We start from the raw sequence: 19,980 nt of genomic DNA, 5'->3' as shown, positions 1-19,980 counted from the left end.
CAATAACTTTGTGAGGGTAAAGGGTAAAGTAAGTATGGAAGTAGTTTTATTACCTATGAAGACGGTGTCATCACCGCATAAGCGTTGCCCACGTGGGTTGAAAAACACGTACGCTGTCATGCCGTGGCTTGGGAACTAGATCTAGAAGAATAATAAAAAATACTAATATTATTAGTATTTTTTAGCTGGACCTAGTTAGCAAGCCACGGGGTGACAGGTAGGAAAGAATCCACGTAACAAAACTTTAATCGTACGGGTTAAGATTAGCAACGCCTAGACTATCCACCATTTCTTTTTCAAATTATTGTATAGCAATTAAACATGTAGCAAAATCTAGCGTTTGATCTGTATACAACGTAGGTTCAATATTTTTAGCATTTACTGATTCTTGAAACATTTTATTGCAAATAGCTTGTTTTGTACCTTTAAGATCATTACCAAATAAAGGAGGCCTATGCTTTAATAATTCTTCAAAGAAAGGTGCTATTGGCTTTTCACTATTTACTTTAGTATTATTACTTACTAAACTTATTAGTATCTTTTCATTTTCTTGTTTCTTAGATGGATTTAAATAAGCTGTAAAAGTTTTATCTTTTAAAAGATCAAATTTATAACTAGCTAACCATTCTAATGCACTTCTGTATGCTTCCTTACCATTCCAATCTTTTACATAAAAATCAAACTTTTTATTTTGATCATAATTTTGTAAAATAGAAGTCAATTTATTATTACCCAATTCTAATAACCAGTGTAAAAATGGAGAAACATAAGTATTTGAAGTACTTAAATCTTTTTCTAATATGTCTTTAATATTTATTTTTTCTTCATGCTTAAATATTTGTTCAATTATTTCATAACATTTTGTTATAGCATTTTTAATAACAGAATTATCTATTTTTTGGGCTTTAGAATTACTAATTAAAATACCTATTTTGCTAATTACATTATCTAAAAATTTACTAAATATTTCTGAAGATAAATTACTAGCATCTTCTATGATATTTTTAAAAGCTGCTAAATAATTTTCATTTTGCAATATGATGTTATATGTATTTAAATTATTAATTTGTATTCCTAAAGGAATTAAAACTTTAGCTAATTCTGTTTTTTGCTCTATATTTAAATGCCCCACTTCCATTGTTACGTCAAAAGCATTACGGGTAAGTTCTTGTTCATCCTCTATCAATTTAGGGTGCTTATCTAACAAATCCTTAAGCTTTTCTGAGACTCCTCCCCAAGCAAGCCATATTGCTGTGCTGTTATTGTTATCATCTCTTCCATTCCAAATTGCATTATCATATTCGTGCATTTTATTATATGCAGTTTTGATACAACTTTTTAATATATTTAATCTGTCTTTTAATTGCTGTTGAGAAGTGGAAGTTAAAGATAATACCGAACTCATAAAACATAAAGCTTCTAAAGTATTAACGTTCTTCGCTGCATAATTGAATTGTTTATTGTTAAAATTTAATGTAACAACGATATCTCCTCGCTCGTTTACGTTCTCTCTTGTTAATTCTTTAACTGCTTCAGTAAAATTAAACTCTTGTATAAGTTGAAAAGTTATGGTCATAAAAACTCCGAGATTTATATTAATTTAATACACGGAGATATAACAAGCTGTCAATATATTCTTAAAAAATCAATCAATTCAAAAATCTTCCATATTTTCATCACATAACAATCCTAGCGTCCTAACAATATTTAAGCTTTCTTCTATCTCTATTTGGAATTCTTTAGTATCCTCTTTGGCTTTATATAGATTTAAAACTTTATCCAAAGACTCTTCAAGCTCATCAGATAATTTTTTATTTATTTCAAAAAATATTTTTATTAATTTTATTAGAATTGGTAAGTAACCAATTGACAATTTTGTCTTTTCCTCTAAATTTCTTCCTAAATAATCAGATACTAACATCAAGAAAGTTTGTATATCTTTTTGATTTTCCGGTAACGTAAAGTCTTTATTTTTTATTAAATAAAATTTTTCATAAATTGCTTTTAATTCTTTGTCAAATTCATTTATAAGTGCCGGCATAATTTTTACTTCTCATACTATTAATTAGTTATATATAAAGTTAATAATAATCACCTAAAGCATCAACAATCTCTAAACAATTATCTACATCTTCTACAAAGTCTTCTGAATCAATAAAATTATCTTGAATATCAATTAGTAGATAAAACAAAGCGTTACTGAGTTCTGTCGGTATTATTATTTTTTTCTCATCAAATAATTCTATTAGTATTTTAAGAGGATAAAATTGCTCTCTAGAAACCAAATTATATTGATCTAATAATTGAGCAAAATCATTGGATGCTTCTCGTAACTCTAAATCAACTATTTCTCTATTATTTATATTTAATATTTCACTAACTTCTTTAATTTTTTTTCAAAATTATCCATAAGTACCGGCATAATTTTTACTCCTCGTTATTATCTAAATTAGTTACACCTAAAGGCAGAGAAGAAGGATCATATAAACATGATAATTGAACTGTTAAAATTGTAATGGGATCAGGTATAGAAATAGACTCTTTAAAATTCTGTCTCACACAATTAAATAAGATTTGATAACATTCATCAATACAAGATTTGTTATTATCTGAAAATACTGACTCAAAAAAACTTTTACATTTTATAGTCAATTCTTCATTATTAATATTTTCTTGTATGGCTAAATTAATGATATCTTCTATTTCCTTTTTTAGCTCTGGCTTAAGAGAGCTAAATGTAGGCATATATTTTCATTCTATGTTTGTTGTAAATTTATATATTTGGTGTTTAAATATTCAAATATCCCTTCAAATGACCCTTCAACTCCAAAACCTGAAGCCTTACGTCCTGCAAAAGGAGCTTTAGCATTAGCTGGCAGCGGATCATTAATCGATATCATACCGAAATCAAGCTTTGTTGCCATCATCTTAGCAACACTTAAATTTCGTGAATATACATATCCTTGCAGACCATATTCGGTATTATTGGCACGCTCTATTACCTCGTCTAAACTCTTAAATTTATAGCAAGCAATTACTGGTCCAAATATTTCCGTTTTAAAAATATCCATATTATCTAAACAATCAATAATAATAGTTGGCTCAATGAAATTATTATTAGCCTTACCACCGCAAATTAACTTAGCCCCTCTATTTTGAGCATCGGCAAGCAATTTTTGGATTTTCTCTATAGCAGCAGAATTAATTAGTGGACCTACATCCGATGCGTTATCAAATCCGTCACCTGCTTTAAGTTTGTTAAATTTAGGAGTTAGAATTTCTATAAATTTTTCATATATAGATTCTTCTACAAATATTCTATTAGGGGAAGTACAAGACTGTCCGCTATTTCGAGTCTTAGAAATAACCAAATCATCTGCAACTTTTTCTAGATCATTATCAGCTGTTATAATGAAAGGAGCATTACCGCCAAGCTCTAAAGATAAACGCTTTACAGTATTTGCCGAAGCTTGGTATAGAATTTTGCCAACATTTGTAGAACCAGTAAACGATAATTTACGCAGTCTAAAATCTTCACAAAAAGCCTTACCGATAATGTTAGAATCACCAGTAATAACGTTAAACACTCCTGCCGGCAATCCGGCGTCGTAAGCTAACTTTGCTAGTACTAATGCTGAAAGCGGTGTAAGGCTTGACGGCTTTAATATAACGCTACAACCAGCTGCTATTGCAGGAACTACCTTGCGGGTAATCATGGCATTTGGAAAGTTCCAAGGTGTTATAGCAGCAGCTGGACCTACCGGCTCATAATGCGTAACGATTTTATGGTTTTTATTATTGCCAGGCTTTACAACAGAATGAATATTATGAATTGCATATGTATACCAATCAATAAAAGATGCCCCATATAGGATCTCTTTTTTTGATTCAGCAAGTATTTTCCCTTGCTCTAAGGTTAATATATGACTTAGCTCATCAATATTTTCGATTACTAAAGCATGCCATTTGCGGAGAATCGCTATCCTTTCTTCAAAAGAACTTTGCGACCATGCTGAAAAGGTTTGCACTGTGTTATCTATTGCAGAATTAATTTCTGATAATTCCAAATTCGGCACAGTCGCAATCTCTTTTAAAGTCGAAGGATTAACAACCGAGATTTGCTTTGAAGCCGTTATAAACTGCCCGTTTACATAATTCTTGCCGGTAATACTTGCTAGTAAATTCATATATCTCTCACTAATATTAATATTTAACTTTAAGGCTATATAATAATACTAGCAAGGGAAATGTTAATAATTAAGCAACGTATTCGGATGTATAGGCATAACTCCTCTTAATTTAATGAAATAGAATTTATAATTTTATCCAAAAAATAATGCAAGGATAATTATTGAGGAATATTAACTGTTTTTTATTAAAATTTTTATTAAAACTTGTATTTTACTAAATGCTTATTTTACTAGGCTTTCAAGTAATTTTGTAATAAAATATTAAATTATATTAACTTTTTTCTTGATTATTCTGTAATTCCTAATATATTGCAACGCTGATTATTAAAATTAATAAATAAGATAGAATTATGATAATAGCAATAAGTAGATTAACAAAAATATTTAACTCGTTTGGAAGAAACAAATCCTTTAAACCTGCTTCCTTTAAGGCTAATGATGAATTTATATTCGGTGAAGAGAATATAATTGAATTTAATAAAGCTGAACAATCTAAAAAACAAAATATGACTTCTGATAAAATAAAGTTTTTTATTATAGTTAAATTGAAAAGTATACTTCCTGCTATTTATTTAGAAAAAGCTTTAGATACAACCTCAGATGAAAGATTATTAAAAACTACTATTTCAAATCACGATTTACCCCAAGTGATGCAAAATATCTCTATTGAAAAAAATATCCAGATACCTAATTTATATCACAATACAAGTTATATTGAAGATTCTATGCCTCTTATTGAAACGTTAGGTATTGATGATGTGTATTGTTCTAAAGCAATATTGGTTTAGTTAAATTACTTCTGTAATTTGCTATTTATGACGCTTATTTTAGCATCAGGTGGGCGGATATAAAGCGGCTCTATAGCACTATTTAACTCCGCCTTATTTGCAAGTAAGCTTGCTACATATCTACAAATAATAAAAGCTTTAACTCTAGCAAAGCGTGGCAGAATTATTATATTCGGCAGATTTTTAACTTGAGTATATATAAATTCAAGACCGCTACCACAACAAATTATATTCCCTTTTTCGTTTTTAAGTAGTCCTATAGCAGAGTCAAAATCTATTAATAACGGCTCATTTGTTTTACCTGATTTATCAAAAATCTGTAAATAAAGCTGACTACGATAGGCGTTTAAGAATACATATATCTTATCATAATCTTTAACCTGCCCTATAGCTCTAAAATAAGCATGCTCAAAATTACTAACCGCTACACCTTTAATATTCTCTTTAGCAAATAATATACCTTTAGCACAAGCAAGCCCTATCCTAATTCCTGTAAAACTACCTGGACCGTTTGTTACAGCTAAATAATCCAGCTCATCATACGAACACTGAGCAGCTTTCATTATCTGCTCTATCATCGGCATTAGATTTTCTGCCTGCATAGACGGGCGTACTTCTTCCGCATACGCTAAGATATTGTCTTTATCTGAAAGTGCTACCGATGCCGTATTATTTGCCGTATCAAATGCTAGAATTTTCATGAGTTATAATGACTAAATTTATATACCGCAGATACTTCAAAAGTTGGTAAGTCAAATAAGTGGTGAGTCTGCGGAACGTAGATAAACTACGTGAGCAAAAACGAATCCCGAAATTTGACTTATACGAAGATCAACTTCAAAAAGAGTAATCGGTTCATAAGACGAGGAGCGGCAGCAGTTACTTAATACGTGAGCATCGCAGTACTTATAGAACATTGTCACCAATTTCTGAAGTTCTATCTGAGTATTTACCAAATCTTGAAGTATCAAAGGTATACTCCTGTAGAACCGAAGCCGCCACTACCTCTTGCAGTCTCTTCAAGAGTTTCGCTTTCTTTCCATGATATACGCTCATATTTTGATATTATCATTTGAGCAATTCTCATACCTTTTTCTATAACAAAGTCATCTTTGCCTAAATTAATAAGAATAACTTTTATCTCACCACGATAATCAGCATCAATAGTACCGGGGGAATTAGCAACTGTAATGCCATTTTTAGCGGCAAGACCCGAACGTGGTCTTATCTGTGCTTCGAATAATTCCGGTAGTGCAATAGCTATACCAGTTGGAATTAGCTGTATCTCACCTGCTTTTATAGTTATAGGTTGCTCGTTTGCTGCCGTTAAATCCATACCAGCACTATGATCCGTAGCATATTCAGGTAATTTGCCAAAAAAATTATCTAATTTCTTAATTTTAACTTGTGTTATAGTCATGTTACTTTATATCAAATTTATCGTTAATAATCTTATTTTCAACTGCATTAATTAAGGAGTCAGCAAAATTATCAGTTAGTATTTTACTTGCCATACCAAGCTTTCTTTTAATCCATGGCTGTTTAGCACAAAGATATTGAAATTTAATATTATCACCAAATTTAGCTTTCATAGTACTATACATATCGCCAAGGTCATCAATTAAACCATAATCAAGAGCTGTTCGTCCTGCCCAGAATTCGCCATTAAATAAAATATCGTCTTGTTGAGTTAATTTACCGACTCTTCTTGTTTTTACATAATCAACAAAATGCTCATAAACTTGCTTTTGTAGATCTTTAATAATTTTTACATCCTCTTTGTTAATAGGTTTGAAAGGATCTAAAACTGCTTTATTTTTCCCCTCTGTATAAACTCTTCTTTCTATTCCAAGCTTATTAATTGCTTCATGAAAGCCAAAGCCGCTTGAGACTACACCAATACTACCTATAATCGAGCTATGCAAAGCATATATTTGATCACCAGCACAAGCTAGCCAATAACCACCTGAGGCGGCCATATCTTCTATAAAGCTATAAATTTTGATTTTATGCTCTTTAGCAAGCGTGCGGATACGTTTTGCAATAAGTTCCGATTGTACAGGCGATCCACCTGGGGAGTTGATAATAAGGCACAAAGCTTTTAGCTTTTTTATTTTAAAAGCTTTTTCTATTAGCTCATTTAGTGACTCTAAAGTAAGCCCTGACTGCACAGTACTAACTTTACCTATAACACCGTTTAAACGTAAAACGGCAACTACTTCTTTAGAATCACCAAAGATCGAAGCAAATAATTGCTCTAATTTACTTATCTGAGGCTTAGCTATTATTGGTTCAAACTCTGCATTCGCAATAGTTGATTTATTTACTTCATTCATTATCTTGCTCATTGTTATCTTTTGGTGCTTCTTCAGCAGGTGCTTCTAAAGGATTTATTAGATCTTTTACTGTTCCTTTTTTTATAGGCTGCAAAGGCTTTGCTGGTTTATTCAAAGATTGCCCATTATAGCTATTTTTAGGTTCTGGATAATTTCCTGGTATAGCAGATAAAATAGTTTCTCTAATTTTTTCATCATACCAATTAGTGTTACCAATAAAACTAGTTACTATTTTACCATTTGGATCTATTAATATGCTTGTAGGTAAACTAATTACTCCTAAAGCCTTAAATAGCTGATTTCTATAATCTTGATAAATTGGTAAATATCTTATCTGGTAACTTTTATAATACTCTATAATAACTTTTACGTCTTGATAATCTTCTGAAACTGGAATCACTGAAAAAGGCAACTTTCTAAAATCTTTCTGTAATGTATCAAGATCGGGCATCTCTTTTACACAATTAGCACTCCAAGTAGCCCAAAATACTAATAATATAGTTTTTCCCTCGAACTGATCAAGAGAATATTGATTTTTTTCTTCATCAAAAAAAATTATATCATCAGGAACATTTGAGCCATTCTTAGGATTTGCATAAATTTTAGGAGTAAAAACTATTATTAATAATAAAAATACTGTAATGGTCAAAAAATATTTATTATAATTACTTAAACCCATAAAATAATTTATTATTGTAATGAAAAAATTTGATTTCGTTGTACTTTTACTTTTATGCACTATGTTATGTAGCTGCGGCATAAAAAAACCTTTAGAACCACCGACTGATGACAATGACGTCATTGCGAGGAAATTACAAAGTAATTGTACGCACGCAATCTCAGGAATTTAGTATTGTTTCATGAGATTGCCAAGCTCCTTGCAGTTGCGTAGCTCATGACAGATATCAATATCTCTTCAATGTCGTACCTTGTAATACTAAGTCAAAACAAAATGATTTCAGATGTTGTTGAGGCTCAATCAAAGCGGGATTAATCTCACCACATTCATTGCTGCATATATTTTTATTAGATAAATCTAAACGTGTGTCTAATGTTTTAAGATCTGGATGTTCTACTCTTATATTAACACTTTTTAAATTACCAGCAGATTTATAAGGTAACATACTGACAAAGTAATATTCCCCTTTATTATTAGTAGTAGCAGTGCCGCTACCAGTAAAGCTAGAATCTTTTTTACCGGTAAATCTTCTTTTATCAACACGTGTTTTTAAAGGTTCATAAGGATATTTACCACCGCTACCTGCTTGCCATAAATAAACTTTAGCATCTGCAACTGGTACACAATTCTGATCTAGTACTATTCCTTTTATTATGATTTTTTCACCATAAAATCTAGATATCTGCCCTGTCTTACGTAATAAATTATTGGTAGACTCAAAAACTTTTGGTTCATAATCATTAAATATATTTCTTGTAATTTTACAACGATTAAGCTTATTAGGATAGCCTTTGGAAGCAGCAAATATATTTAATGTCCAGAAACATAAAAAACAAAATATAAATTTTTTCACTTTTCACCACTTTATTTTTTGTTATTTTTTGTCATTGCAAGGAGAGGCAACGCATCGACGCGGCAATCTTAGGAATTTTATATTTCTTTCATGAGATTGCATCAAAGCTACGCTCCTCGCAATGACGACTCCCGATCTATACTATAATCAAGTTAAAACAATTATTCATATTAATCAAATTATTTTTATTCTCATTTGATTATTAAATAATTGATTGTTATAGTAAATTTAATTGTAATACTAATATTATTAATATGCAAAAACTTCTATCTTTAATAATTGTAGCTTTAGTACTTTATAATATAGCAAAGTTAAAAATCTCTTCTGATGATAATAATGCTACGATTATAGAACAAGCAAGTGTAAATAACTCAGCTAATAACGAAAATCAAGTTAGTATTAATAACGAGCCTCCTGTCTCTCTAAATGGCAATTTATTTGAACGAACAATTTCCAAAATAGTAATTAATGCTCTTAAAACTGAGGAAGGTAAAGCATTCTTCGAAAATATTTTACAGCCATTAAATAAACCTATAGATACTAAAGATTATACCATTCCTGTACATAAAGACTTAATAACCTCTCTATTTAAAATTAATACAATTGGTACTGGGAACGTTGGTCCTGCCTCTTGTGGTCATGTAGTTACAGTATTTTATCAAATATCGGATATGAGTAATAATTTAATCTCAGAAGATACTAAAACTTTTACTATAGGTTCGGGTGCTGTAATGCTTGGTCTTGATAACGTAATAGTAGGAATGAATGTAGGGCAAGCAAGAGAAGCTATTATTCCTGCTAAATATGCTGCTAGTGTTGGTGCTAATAATGATAATGCCGATAGTGCATATAGAGTTAATGTAATGCTCAAATCTATATTGCCACAAAATTTTATTAACAGTAATGAAGTTAAAATTTATGATAATGAAATAGCTTATCGTATTCCTTTATTATGTAATGAAAAGATAACTTTTAATGCTAAAATTACTCGCCTTGCAAATGGCGAAGTGTTATATGACTCAAAAGCTAAAGGGCAAAAAGTCGATATGAAAATTGGTGATATTACCTATCCTCTAATTTTTTCTTATGCTTTGCAAGGTAAAGTACCAGTTGGTACTCGAACTGTTATTGCTAAAGGACAGACTTTTAAGGCATTAGGGTCTAATATAAATAAGATAATTTCACAAGAATCACTACCTTTAAATGAATATCTAATGCTTGAAATTAATGATTTTAAATAATAAATATGAAACAACGTAAAATATCTGATATTAAGAAACAAAAAAATTATATTTTATTATCTGTGCTTGTCATTATGATAATTATTGTATATCTTATAGCTTTAATAAAATTTGCAGGGTGAATTTTATAATTATTAAAGATATGAGATTTAATTGATATGTGAGAATATTAAAAATTTTATAAACAAAAATTTGTTTTAAACTTTATTTAAGCTGGGAGTTTAATATGCAAACGAATCAAAAAAATAAAAATATTATTATATTGGCGAGTTTAATATTTTTATTAATAGCAGGGATAAGTCTTTTTATTTTAGCAAATAAAAATTCTAACAATAATAATGATGAGATATTAGAAATAAAAATAGTTATAAAGGATCATAAATTTGTTCCAGACATAGTAGAAGTGCCAAAATCTACTAAAATAAGGCTAGTTATTCATAATGAAGATGATACTGTAGAAGAATTTGAAAGTCATGATTTACATCGGGAAAAAATCGTGATGCCACATGATTCTATAAAAATTATACTTGCTCCTTTAAAGCCGGGAAAATATGATTTTTTTGGAGATTTTCACCAAGATACAGCACAAGGGTTTTTAATTGTTAAGGATTAAGTAAAAATATGTTTAAAATTGCTTTAATAGTATTTCGTGAATGTTTGGAAATATCTTTGTTAGTTGGTATAATACTAGCCGTAACAAAGCATATAGAAAAATCACGTATTTATATTATTGCTGGTGGAGTGCTTGGGGTAGTATCCGCTTCAATTTTTGCCTTTTTTACTCGTAAGTTATCTTTATCTTTCGGCGGCATGGGGGATGAATTATTTGACTCCGGAATTATGATATTGATCACTATTTTACTTAGCTGGACAATAATATGGATGCAAGGCTATGGAACGAAAGTTAAACAACATATAAACAATATTTCAACAAAAATTCATGAAGGTAATTCCAGCTATTTAATGTTGGTTTTTTTAGTCGCTAGCACTATATTGCGAGAAGGTGCAGAAATTATTATTTTGGTATATAGTATTTCTTCAGTTGAAACTATAACAAGTAGTAACTATATACATGGCTTAATCATAGGTGCTACAAGCGGCTTTCTACTTGGTCTAATAATATATTTTGGTTTAATTAAAATAGCTAATCAAAAATATATTTTTAAAATTTCTACTATATTATTAATGTTGATCGCAGGTGGTTTTGCAGCGAGTGCGGCAGGAATTTTAACCTCATCTGGTTTAGTTATGTTCTTATCTGATCAAGTTTGGGATAGCTCTTGGTTAGTAGCAGATAGAAGTATGATCGGCAAAATTTTACATATTGTTACTGGTTATATTGCAAGACCTAATGGTTTACAAGTGCTTGCTTACTTTACCACTATATTATTAATAAATATTTTCATACAAGTGCGACTAAGATACTCTAAAAATATCTTAGCACCATTACCAAAAGAAAATACACAACAAATAAGTTAAGAAATATCAAAATATGTTTAAACTTTTATCAGAAATTGGTCCAGTAGTAGCATTCTTCGCAGGATTTTTTTATGGTGGCGGCATACAGAGTGCTACCCTCTATATGCTTATTACTTCTGTTATTTGTATTACCCTTTGTTATATTATAGATAAAAAAGTGTCAAAGCTTTCCATTATTTCTACAGCTGTATTACTTGTTTCAGGTATTATAACTTTAATTAGTGGTGATTCGATGTATATAAAAATCAAACCGACTATATTATATGTTATTTTTGGAATAATTTTCCTTACAAGCGGTATTAAGAAAAATCCTTTTATTAAATATGCTTTAGAAAGTATAATCCGCCTCAAAGAAGAAAGTTGGATTACTTTAAGCTACAGAACAGCAACTTTTTTCTTTTTCATGGCTATAGTTAACGAAATAGTTTGGCGTAATTTCCCAGATGAAACATGGGTTAAGTTTAAAGTATTCGGCGTAGTGCCGATTACTTTTGTATTCATTTTACTTCAATTGCCTCTACTATTGAAAAATAAGTTACCCGATAGTAAAATATAGTTATATATACCGCAAATACTTCAAAAGTTGGTAAGTCAAATAAGCGGTGAGTCTGCGGAACGTAGATAAACTACGTGAGCAAAGACGAATCCCGAAATTTGGCTCGCCAAATCTTGAAGTATTAAAGGTATACTTGTCTACCAACTTTTCATTTATTAATAATACTATATTAAGAATTTTAGTTTTCATAACTCTAGTCTTTAATCTTTCAGGTTGTTTACCGGCTATTTTTACCGCAGCAACTACTACTGGTATTGTTGCTTCAAAAGATCAGCCAATATCTGGAACATTAAATGATTCAAGAATTTCAGCCGGTATTAAAGCTGGTCTAGTAAAAAATAATTTTAAAGAATTAGGGGCTAAAATCAAAGTTGAGGTGTCTGAAGGTAGAGTGCTGTTAACAGGAAATATTCAGAAAGAGGAAGATGCGTTGAAAGCAGTAGAAATTGCTTGGAATCAAAAAGGCGTAACTGAAGTAATTAATGAGTTAAAAGTAAGTAAAAATAGTAATCACTTTGACTTAGCACAATATACTAGAGATAGTATGATAACAGCACAGATTAAAGCTAAGAATCTCGTCAGAAAGGACATTAAATTTGCTAATTATACTGTTTTAACAGTAGATAATGTGGTTTATTTATTTGGAGTTGCAAGGTCAGAAGAAGAGCTAGAAAACTTTGCTGATCTTGCCTCAAAAATAAAAGGTGTTGAAAAAGTTGTGTGTTATGCTAAAATAGCAGATAATTTTAATAGTAACACTGAGGGTGATGAATCATAAATTTGTTTTACTAATTTTATTAATCTTTTATTGTTTTTTTTTAAGTGGTTGTAATAATTCAAAAAAGCTACCATGTTCTCGTAAGCATTCACATAAGGAACTATCAAAAGACGATCCCCATAATTTAGTTTATAAAGGACATTATAAGGTTGGTAACCAATATAAAATAAAGGGCAAAACTTATAAACCTCATGCTCCAAAAAGCTTTACTGAAACAGGTTATGCTTCTTGGTATGGTGGAGGTGGAGACAAATTCCATGGTAAAAAAACTGCTAATGGGGATATTTTTAATAAAAATTTATTAACTGCTGCTCACAAAACTCTTCCTCTTCCATGTTTAGTTAAAGTAACTAACAAAGCTAATAATAAATCAGTGATTTTAATGGTTAATGATCGTGGACCTTATAAACCAAATCGTATAATAGACGTATCTGCAAAAGCAGCAGAGGTTTTAGCTTTTAAAAAGCAAGGTTTAGCTAAAGTAAAAATAGAATATTTACATGCTGAAACAGAAAAATTTTTAAAGAATATTAATATAAAAAAACCACAAACTAAGACTCTTGCTAAAAGCCCTAAAAAACCTTCTTCTACTAAGTTAGCAAACAATAAATGTAGTATCAATTGTCATATAAAACTGGTTAATTTAAAATATAAGCTAGCCGTAAATTAGATTATTTGTTGCGTGGCAGCAAATCATAAACCAAAATAAATTCAGCATAAAAAAATAGTAAAGTGCAAAGGTTAGCCAAATTAATTAGTAATGCAGGAGTTTGTTCTAGGCGAGATGCCGAAAAGCTAATTCTTGATGGACAAGTGAAAGTAGACGGGGTAATAGTTACGTCACCTGCTACAAATGTTGATATCGATAATCAAATTGAGGTATCAGGTTCATTAATTACTTCTTCTCAAAAATCAAGGCTATGGATTTACTACAAGCCTGTTGGTTTAATTACTACTCATAAAGATCCACTATCTCGTAAAACTGTATTTGAACAATTAACTGGGTTACCGCGTGTAATTTCGATAGGTAGGTTAGATTTAAATAGCGAGGGTTTATTACTACTAACCAATAATGGTGATTTAGCTCGGCAGTTTGAACTACCTTCAAGTAAGTTAAAACGAGTATATCATGTTAGAGCTTATGGAAATCCTGATCTTCTACTAAAAAGTAATTATAAAAATTTAGAAATTGACGGAATATTTTATAATCCACAATCAATAAAGTTGCTTAGGAAAAATTCCACTAACTCATGGCTTGAAGTTATTTTGTTTGAGGGCAAAAATCGGGAAATTAGAAGAATATTCGAGCATTTTGGATTAAAAGTTAATAAGTTAATTAGAACTGAGTATGGTGATTTTAAACTTGATAATCTTAAGCCGAATGAATACCGAGAAGTAACTAAAAAATTATATAAGTGTTAAAAATAATATTAGGTAAATTTCAAAATCAGAAAATACCTATTGCTAAAAATATTAAATATCGTCCCTATACTGGTAAACTTAAGGAAGCAATATTTAGCATATTAACTTCCGGTAAGTTTATAGGTAATAAATTATTCAATGAAAATATTAAAGTACTAGATTTATTTGCTGGTAGCGGTAGCCTAGCTTTCGAAAGTTTATCAAGAGGAGCAGGCTTTGCTACTTTAATTGATATTGATCTATATTCATTAAAAATAGCAGAAGAATTTGCTAAGACCTTAAATATTCAGGATAAAGTTAATTTCGTTAATATTAATGCCTTAAATCTGCCGAAAGCAAATACGGTTTTTGATCTTATCTTCGTTGACCCCCCTTATCATAACAAAATAGTGCCGAAAGTAATGAGCTGCTTATAAAGAATAACTGGCTCAATACAAACGCTATAATAGTGGTTGAAATGTCTAAAACAGATGATTACGTTTTAGACGAAAATATCGAAATTATACGTGAGAAACTATATGGCAATACTAAATTATTGGTTTTGAAGTATAATTGTCATATAGTTGATTGACTAATTTTGCTTCATCTCTATATGTCATTCCTGCGGAAGCAGGAATCCAGGAAAAAGTCTGTCATACTGCGGCTTGACCGCGGTATCTCAGGCACATTCTATAGCACAAGATCCCGCGATCAAGTCGCGGGATGACAGAGAAAAATGATCCACGCAACAAAGCCTCCGCGGAAATGACATATAGAGTATTTTTTGATTAACGAGCGACATTTCTTAATCTATCCTATCTCAAATAGTTAATAAATTATTGACGAGTTAAGAATTTTTAATTAAGTTAGTAACATGAAAGAAAAAGATAATTTATCAAGAACTTTATGGGATGATTTTAATAAACTTAAAATCAATAATACAAAATATATTCCCGCTAGAATCAAATAAGCAAGAAGATATTATTAAATATATTGTAGAGCAAATAACAAGCATTGGTTTAATCCAAAAAAATAGCGATTATTCGGGATTAGATGATGAAATTGAGGAAATTAATCAGGCAATTATAGACTACTGTAAATATAAAAAAATTACTAAAGAAGAACAAAAAAATATATATACGCAAACTGCAGAATTAATAAAAAATGGAATTCTAAAAAATATAAAACAAAATACTAAATTAGAACCAAGTACTGAATTAGAAAAAGAATATTTAAATAGATTAGATCAAGCTACTTCACCTGATGAAAAGAAAGTCATAATTAGTCAATACAAACTAGAAATTGAAGCTTTTAATAAGCAAATAGCTCAGAATTTACAAAAGAAGCAAGATGATTTAAGAGATAATAAAGAAATAACTAATGTTGAAGAACATAAATTAGTAAAAGAAGGAATAGTAACAAAAGAAAAAATAGAGCCTTATTTAAGCAATTATGAATTGCTTAATTTATTAGCCGAAAACAGCAGTTTAACGAATGAAGAAAATACTCCTCTGGTAAAAAGATTATTTGAAATAGCTAGAAATTTTTATTCTAATCCATCACAAGGGTTAAAAGAGTTGATGGAGTTACCATACCAAAAGGCAAGTAGTTTATTAGGAGATAATATTTTAGAATTGCTTGACAACAAACAAATTAGCTTTGTAGATATAAATTATATAGAAAGCAAAGAATTACATAGAATAAATCAGATAGAAATAAAAGCTCATTTTAAGCTTTTAGAATGTATTATTGCAGGTGGCTGCCCTTTAAGTTTACAAAAACTTATTGAAGACGATAAAATAGATAATTTTAATAGAAATGAATTAGAGCTAGTAGCTGCATTTTTTGAAAAAGATACTGATGCTTTAAATAAATCTCAAGAAACAAAATTATCTAATGAGGTAAGTAAACTATTATTAAATTTAAATGAAGAACTTGCCTATGATTTAGATGATCTAATACCTTTTATAAATGTACAAAATGTAGCAGAAGAACTTGTTGTAGCGGCTGCATGCTATGAAAATATAAATATAATAAAAAAATTAAAAGAAGCCAAAATTAACCCTTCTTCTAAAGCTTTAATTAAGTCTTTAGAATTCAATTTTGATAATATAGAAATATTTGAATATTTATTAGGTTTTGAGGGGTTAAATGTTAATGAACTAGGTGAAGACGACGAGACTCTTTTAGAAGCATCTATTAAAGAGAGAGAGCTTGAAATAGCTAAACTCCTACTTACACATCCAAATATTGAAGTTAATGGAAAAGATCAACATGGTAATACTCCTCTACATCAGGCTATTACTAATAGCTTAATCGAAATAGTTGAAATACTAGTTTCTCATAAAGATATTAAAATTAATAAAAAGGATCAGAATGGTAATACTCCTTTAGTGTGTGCGGTTAGTAGCAATAAATATCAAGTAGTTGAAGCATTACTTTCTCATCCAGATATTGATTTAAGTACAAAAAATCAGAATGGAAGTACTCTTTTAGAGTTAGCTGTTATTTGTGCTGAAGCTGAAATAGTCGAAATGCTACTTCCTTATCCGAATATTAATGTTAATGAAAAAGACCAAGAAAATAGAACATTTTTACATCGAGCTATCAATAATGACAAACTTGAAATAGTTGAAAAGTTACTCTCCCATAACGATGTTAAACTTAATGCAAAAGATCAATGGGGAAATACTCCTTTAATGTTGGCTATTAAAGGTAATAAAGTTGAGATAGTTAAGAAATTAATTTTTCATCCGAATATGAATATCAATGAGGAAAAAGAATGTTTATATCAAGCTGTCAATAGTAATAATCCTGAAATAGTTAAAATAGTACTTTCTCATCTAGATGTTAATAAAGAAAATCAAAATAATTATTCGCTTTTAAATTTTGCTATTATTAAACTGGAAATATTTGAACTTTTAATTTCTCATAACTGCATTGATATTAATCAAAAAGATCAATATGGTAACAATATTTTAAATAGTATAATTTTTTATGATAAATCTGAATTAGTAGAAAGTTTACTTTCCTATAAAAATATTAAAATTAATGACAAAAACAGTTCTGGTAATACTGTTTTTCATTCAGCGATTAATCTTGGTAAAACATTTATAGTGAAAAAACTGCTTTCTTTTTCAGAGGTTAATATTAATGAACAGGATAACGCCAGAAATACCCCATTAAATCAAGCCATTTGGTTGGATAAAAAAGAAATAGTAGAGCTATTACTTTCACATCCAGATATTAAAGTAAATGAAAAAGATGGATGGGATAAAACTCCTTTAGAGCAGGCTATTAGTCATGGTAAAACTGAAATAGTAGAGCTTTTGCTTTCACATAAAGATATTAACGTTAAAGAAAAAAATCAGCTGGGAGAAACTCTTTTAGAGAAAGCTATCGATAGTGGTAAATCTAAAATAGTTAAATTATTACTTTCTCATCCAGATATTAAAGTTAATGAAAAAGACAAATGGAATCGAGCTCCTTTAGAAAAGGCTATCAGAGAGGGTAAAACTGAACTAGTAAAGCTTTTGCTTTCTCACCCGGATATTAAAGTAAATGAAAAAAATAGTACTGGCAATACTCTCTTAGAGTGTGCTATTTGGTGGAAAGAAACTGAAATAGCTGAAATTTTACGTTTACATGAAGCTAAGCTTACTGAAAAAGTGCAAAATGATTCTGTGCCGATTTCTAATATAGAACTAGATACATCTGTTTTAGGAGGATTAGAAGAAGATCAAGAAAGTTATGGCTTGTAATATTTTTTTTATAAGAAAATTATGTAATTAATAGTATCTTTTTTAAGTGCTAAATAAACTAAAGATTTTCTTGAAATTATATAATATTTTATATATGTTATCATTCTATTTGAGGTAATACTATAAAGATGTTATAATATGATTATGTCATTTGCCTGCCGAGTATTATCGCATAGCTTCTATGTCATTCTTAGCAACGACGGGAATGACATATAAGGTCACCTACACCTGAATAAAATATAACACTTTTTTAAAACTGTCCGGTACTATAGGGTCAAGCCACGGGGTGACATTAGCTGAGCTAATTCACGTAACAGCACTTTTAAACGATATCCCTTAATTTACTCAACACAAATTATTGACAAATTAATAATTATTTATTAAAATACATCAAAAATTTTAATAAAGTATTAACATGAAAGCAAAAGTTAACTTATTACCAGCTAAAGAACTTTATTCTATAATTGAAGGAAATAATGTCCTGTTAATTTTGATTTCAGTATTGGCCACCAGTCTTTTAAAACTGCTTGAGATCTTATTGCTTTTAACCATTCTTGCGTTTCTTTTAGTTTTCTTGCAAAGCTACTCTTTATAGTCTTATGACCCATTATAAAGTATCCTTGCCTACTTTTCCCGCAATAATGGGTAAAACCCAGAAAGTTAAATGTCTCTAATTTCTCTTTATTTTTACTGGCGAGTTGCCAAGGACGTCTACCAAACTTAACAATCCTTGTTTTCTCTTCTGATATAGCTAATCCAAAACTTTTTAATCTATCATGTAGTAGGCTTAAAAATTCTTCCGCATCCTTCTGACTTTCGCAACACACCACAAAATCATCACAATATCTGATTAGTTCAACATAGCCTTTAGCTTTTGGTTTAACAACTTTCCCAAACCATAAATCTAAAACATAATGTAAATAGATATTTGCAAGAATTGGGCTTGCCACTGAGCCTTGCGATGTACCTTGATCGCTGGTACTAACAACACCATCCTTGATTACTCCTGCTTTTAAAAGCCTTCTTATTAGCCATATAAAATTCTTGTCTAATATTCTCTCTTCTAAACACCTTTGCAACCAGTAATGATTTATGTTATCGTAAAATTTTCTAATATCAACTTCTACAACATAGTTAATTGGCTTTTTCATTACTACTGTATCTAACGCTTTTATTGCTGCATGACAGCTTAAGTTAGGCCTGAATCCATAAGAGCACTCTAGAAAATCTTGTTCATATATTGCTTCTAATAACTTCTTAACTACTAGCTGCACTAATTTATCTTCAACTGTCGGAATGCCAAGCCCTCGCTTTTCTTTACTATTAGCTTTAGGTATTTCTACCCGTCGTACAGCATTGGCTCTATAGCTTTTATCCTTCAGTCTATGTAGCAGATTGTCTATATTCTCTTCAAGATTCTTGCCATATTCTTCAACTGTTACTTCATCTATGCCACAAGCTCTATTTTTCTTTAGCTCCTTGTAACATTCAATAAGATTTTCCTTATTTACATGATGCACTAATGCCGTAAATTTTAGTCTCTTATCTTCCTTAGCTTTCGCAGATATAAGTTTAAGTTTACTTTCCATTCTACTCTCTAACCTCCGTGTATTAGTGAATTAAGCGTACTTAAACTAACGCTATATTGCTGACCACTTCCCCATGTACATGGCTTTCCCATGCTCAAAGTACTATTAGTCAGTCCGACTTCCATTGTATCTTCCTTTAATCCTTGCTCTTGACAACTTGTTTCAAAGTACTCACTTACGTAAGAATACAATGGATCTCCTAGATTTAGATAAATTCCATCTTGTATCGTGTCGTGGCCTGAGACTCCGGTAGAGCAATAGTTGCTTGCCTTATCGCAACTACACATTCTGCTTTCCATGTGATACAACATGTCAACCTCTACAATATT

At 30.1% G+C, this 19,980-nt stretch carries 19 protein-coding genes and 2 pseudogenes; 10 read left to right on the top strand and 11 right to left on the bottom strand.

The genetic code is table 11. The features are described 5' to 3' along the window. Positions 1 to 301: 301 nt before the first annotated feature. The 5 genes from AAGD49_RS01665 to AAGD49_RS01645 form a co-directional block, all read right to left on the bottom strand. Positions 302 to 1,576: a hypothetical protein gene (locus tag AAGD49_RS01665; RefSeq protein ID WP_341788876.1), complete on the bottom strand. Its 1,275-nt coding sequence runs from the start codon at positions 1,574 to 1,576 to the stop codon at positions 302 to 304. 78 nt (positions 1,577 to 1,654) lie between these two features. Further along, the gene (locus AAGD49_RS01660) at positions 1,655 to 2,041 is read right to left on the bottom strand and encodes a hypothetical protein (protein WP_341788875.1); all 387 of its coding nucleotides are present in this window, start codon (positions 2,039 to 2,041) and stop codon (positions 1,655 to 1,657) included. A gap of 40 nt (positions 2,042 to 2,081) precedes the next feature. Continuing rightward, positions 2,082 to 2,285 (bottom strand): hypothetical protein, encoded by a 204-nt coding sequence (locus AAGD49_RS01655; RefSeq protein WP_341788874.1) that lies wholly within the window; start codon positions 2,283 to 2,285, stop codon positions 2,082 to 2,084. 142 nt (positions 2,286 to 2,427) lie between these two features. Continuing rightward, positions 2,428 to 2,745 (bottom strand): hypothetical protein, encoded by a 318-nt coding sequence (locus tag AAGD49_RS01650; protein ID WP_341788873.1) that lies wholly within the window; start codon positions 2,743 to 2,745, stop codon positions 2,428 to 2,430. Between the two features lie 11 nt (positions 2,746 to 2,756). Further along, a complete protein-coding gene (locus AAGD49_RS01645; RefSeq protein WP_341788872.1) occupies positions 2,757 to 4,187 on the bottom strand; it encodes an NAD-dependent succinate-semialdehyde dehydrogenase in 1,431 nt (476 codons plus the stop codon). Between the two features lie 353 nt (positions 4,188 to 4,540). Between AAGD49_RS01645 and AAGD49_RS01640 the strand changes: the two genes are divergently transcribed. Beyond that, positions 4,541 to 4,978 (top strand): hypothetical protein, encoded by a 438-nt coding sequence (locus AAGD49_RS01640; protein WP_341788871.1) that lies wholly within the window; start codon positions 4,541 to 4,543, stop codon positions 4,976 to 4,978. A gap of 5 nt (positions 4,979 to 4,983) precedes the next feature. On the opposite strand, the gene tsaB is transcribed toward AAGD49_RS01640, so the two are convergent. The 5 genes from tsaB to AAGD49_RS01615 form a co-directional block, all read right to left on the bottom strand. Further along, the gene (gene tsaB, locus AAGD49_RS01635) at positions 4,984 to 5,679 is read right to left on the bottom strand and encodes a tRNA (adenosine(37)-N6)-threonylcarbamoyltransferase complex dimerization subunit type 1 TsaB (RefSeq protein ID WP_341788870.1); all 696 of its coding nucleotides are present in this window, start codon (positions 5,677 to 5,679) and stop codon (positions 4,984 to 4,986) included. A 266-nt stretch (positions 5,680 to 5,945) separates the two neighbouring features. Continuing rightward, the gene (gene dut, locus AAGD49_RS01630; RefSeq protein ID WP_341788869.1) at positions 5,946 to 6,398 is read right to left on the bottom strand and encodes a dUTP diphosphatase; all 453 of its coding nucleotides are present in this window, start codon (positions 6,396 to 6,398) and stop codon (positions 5,946 to 5,948) included. Between the two features lies 1 nt (position 6,399). Beyond that, positions 6,400 to 7,314 carry a S49 family peptidase gene (locus AAGD49_RS01625; RefSeq protein ID WP_341789266.1) on the bottom strand — a complete coding sequence of 305 codons (915 nt, stop codon included), beginning with the start codon at positions 7,312 to 7,314 and terminating at the stop codon, positions 6,400 to 6,402. Next, complete coding sequence (locus tag AAGD49_RS01620; RefSeq protein ID WP_341789265.1) at positions 7,307 to 7,993, bottom strand: TlpA disulfide reductase family protein; 687 nt, start codon at positions 7,991 to 7,993, stop codon at positions 7,307 to 7,309. Before AAGD49_RS01620 ends, AAGD49_RS01625 begins: the two co-directional genes overlap by 8 nt. A 226-nt stretch (positions 7,994 to 8,219) precedes the next feature. Then, positions 8,220 to 8,846 carry a dioxygenase gene (locus AAGD49_RS01615; protein ID WP_341788868.1) on the bottom strand — a complete coding sequence of 209 codons (627 nt, stop codon included), beginning with the start codon at positions 8,844 to 8,846 and terminating at the stop codon, positions 8,220 to 8,222. 254 nt (positions 8,847 to 9,100) lie between these two features. Between AAGD49_RS01615 and AAGD49_RS01610 the strand changes: the two genes are divergently transcribed. The 9 genes and pseudogenes from AAGD49_RS01610 (at position 9,101) to AAGD49_RS01570 (ending at position 18,062) form a co-directional block, all read left to right on the top strand. Continuing rightward, positions 9,101 to 10,087, top strand: coding sequence for an FKBP-type peptidyl-prolyl cis-trans isomerase (locus AAGD49_RS01610; RefSeq protein ID WP_341788867.1), 987 nt, complete (start codon positions 9,101 to 9,103; stop codon positions 10,085 to 10,087). Positions 10,088 to 10,313: 226 nt separating this feature from the next. Further along, complete coding sequence (locus AAGD49_RS01605) at positions 10,314 to 10,700, top strand: cupredoxin domain-containing protein (RefSeq protein ID WP_068041767.1); 387 nt, start codon at positions 10,314 to 10,316, stop codon at positions 10,698 to 10,700. A gap of 8 nt (positions 10,701 to 10,708) precedes the next feature. Beyond that, the gene (locus AAGD49_RS01600; RefSeq protein ID WP_341788866.1) at positions 10,709 to 11,566 is read left to right on the top strand and encodes an FTR1 family protein; all 858 of its coding nucleotides are present in this window, start codon (positions 10,709 to 10,711) and stop codon (positions 11,564 to 11,566) included. Positions 11,567 to 11,579: 13 nt separating this feature from the next. Beyond that, positions 11,580 to 12,122 carry a septation protein A gene (locus AAGD49_RS01595; RefSeq protein WP_068041770.1) on the top strand — a complete coding sequence of 181 codons (543 nt, stop codon included), beginning with the start codon at positions 11,580 to 11,582 and terminating at the stop codon, positions 12,120 to 12,122. Positions 12,123 to 12,288: 166 nt separating this feature from the next. Further along, a complete protein-coding gene (locus tag AAGD49_RS01590) occupies positions 12,289 to 12,900 on the top strand; it encodes a BON domain-containing protein (protein ID WP_341789264.1) in 612 nt (203 codons plus the stop codon). Positions 12,901 to 12,910: 10 nt separating this feature from the next. Further along, positions 12,911 to 13,570, top strand: a pseudogene (locus AAGD49_RS01585) (septal ring lytic transglycosylase RlpA family protein); the annotation flags it as partial. 62 nt (positions 13,571 to 13,632) lie between these two features. Then, positions 13,633 to 14,322: a pseudouridine synthase gene (locus AAGD49_RS01580; protein WP_341788865.1), complete on the top strand. Its 690-nt coding sequence runs from the start codon at positions 13,633 to 13,635 to the stop codon at positions 14,320 to 14,322. Beyond that, a pseudogene (gene rsmD, locus AAGD49_RS01575) lies at positions 14,316 to 14,893 on the top strand (16S rRNA (guanine(966)-N(2))-methyltransferase RsmD). The gene AAGD49_RS01580 and the pseudogene rsmD overlap by 7 nt, the downstream one beginning before the upstream one ends. Positions 14,894 to 15,212: 319 nt before the next feature. Next, a complete protein-coding gene (locus AAGD49_RS01570; RefSeq protein WP_341788864.1) occupies positions 15,213 to 18,062 on the top strand; it encodes an ankyrin repeat domain-containing protein in 2,850 nt (949 codons plus the stop codon). A 458-nt stretch (positions 18,063 to 18,520) separates the two neighbouring features. Here AAGD49_RS01570 and ltrA read toward each other — a convergent pair whose 3' ends face one another. Next, positions 18,521 to 19,651, bottom strand: a complete 1,131-nt coding sequence (gene ltrA, locus AAGD49_RS01565) for a group II intron reverse transcriptase/maturase (RefSeq protein WP_341788863.1) — start codon at positions 19,649 to 19,651, stop codon at positions 18,521 to 18,523. Positions 19,652 to 19,980: the final 329 nt, after the last annotated feature.

It is taken from the genome of Rickettsia endosymbiont of Lasioglossum villosulum, from assembly GCF_964026455.1.
GTDB lineage: Bacteria > Pseudomonadota > Alphaproteobacteria > Rickettsiales > Rickettsiaceae > Rickettsia.
Note: the sequence above shows the minus strand (reverse complement) of the source record. Positions and strands in the feature narration are given on the sequence as shown.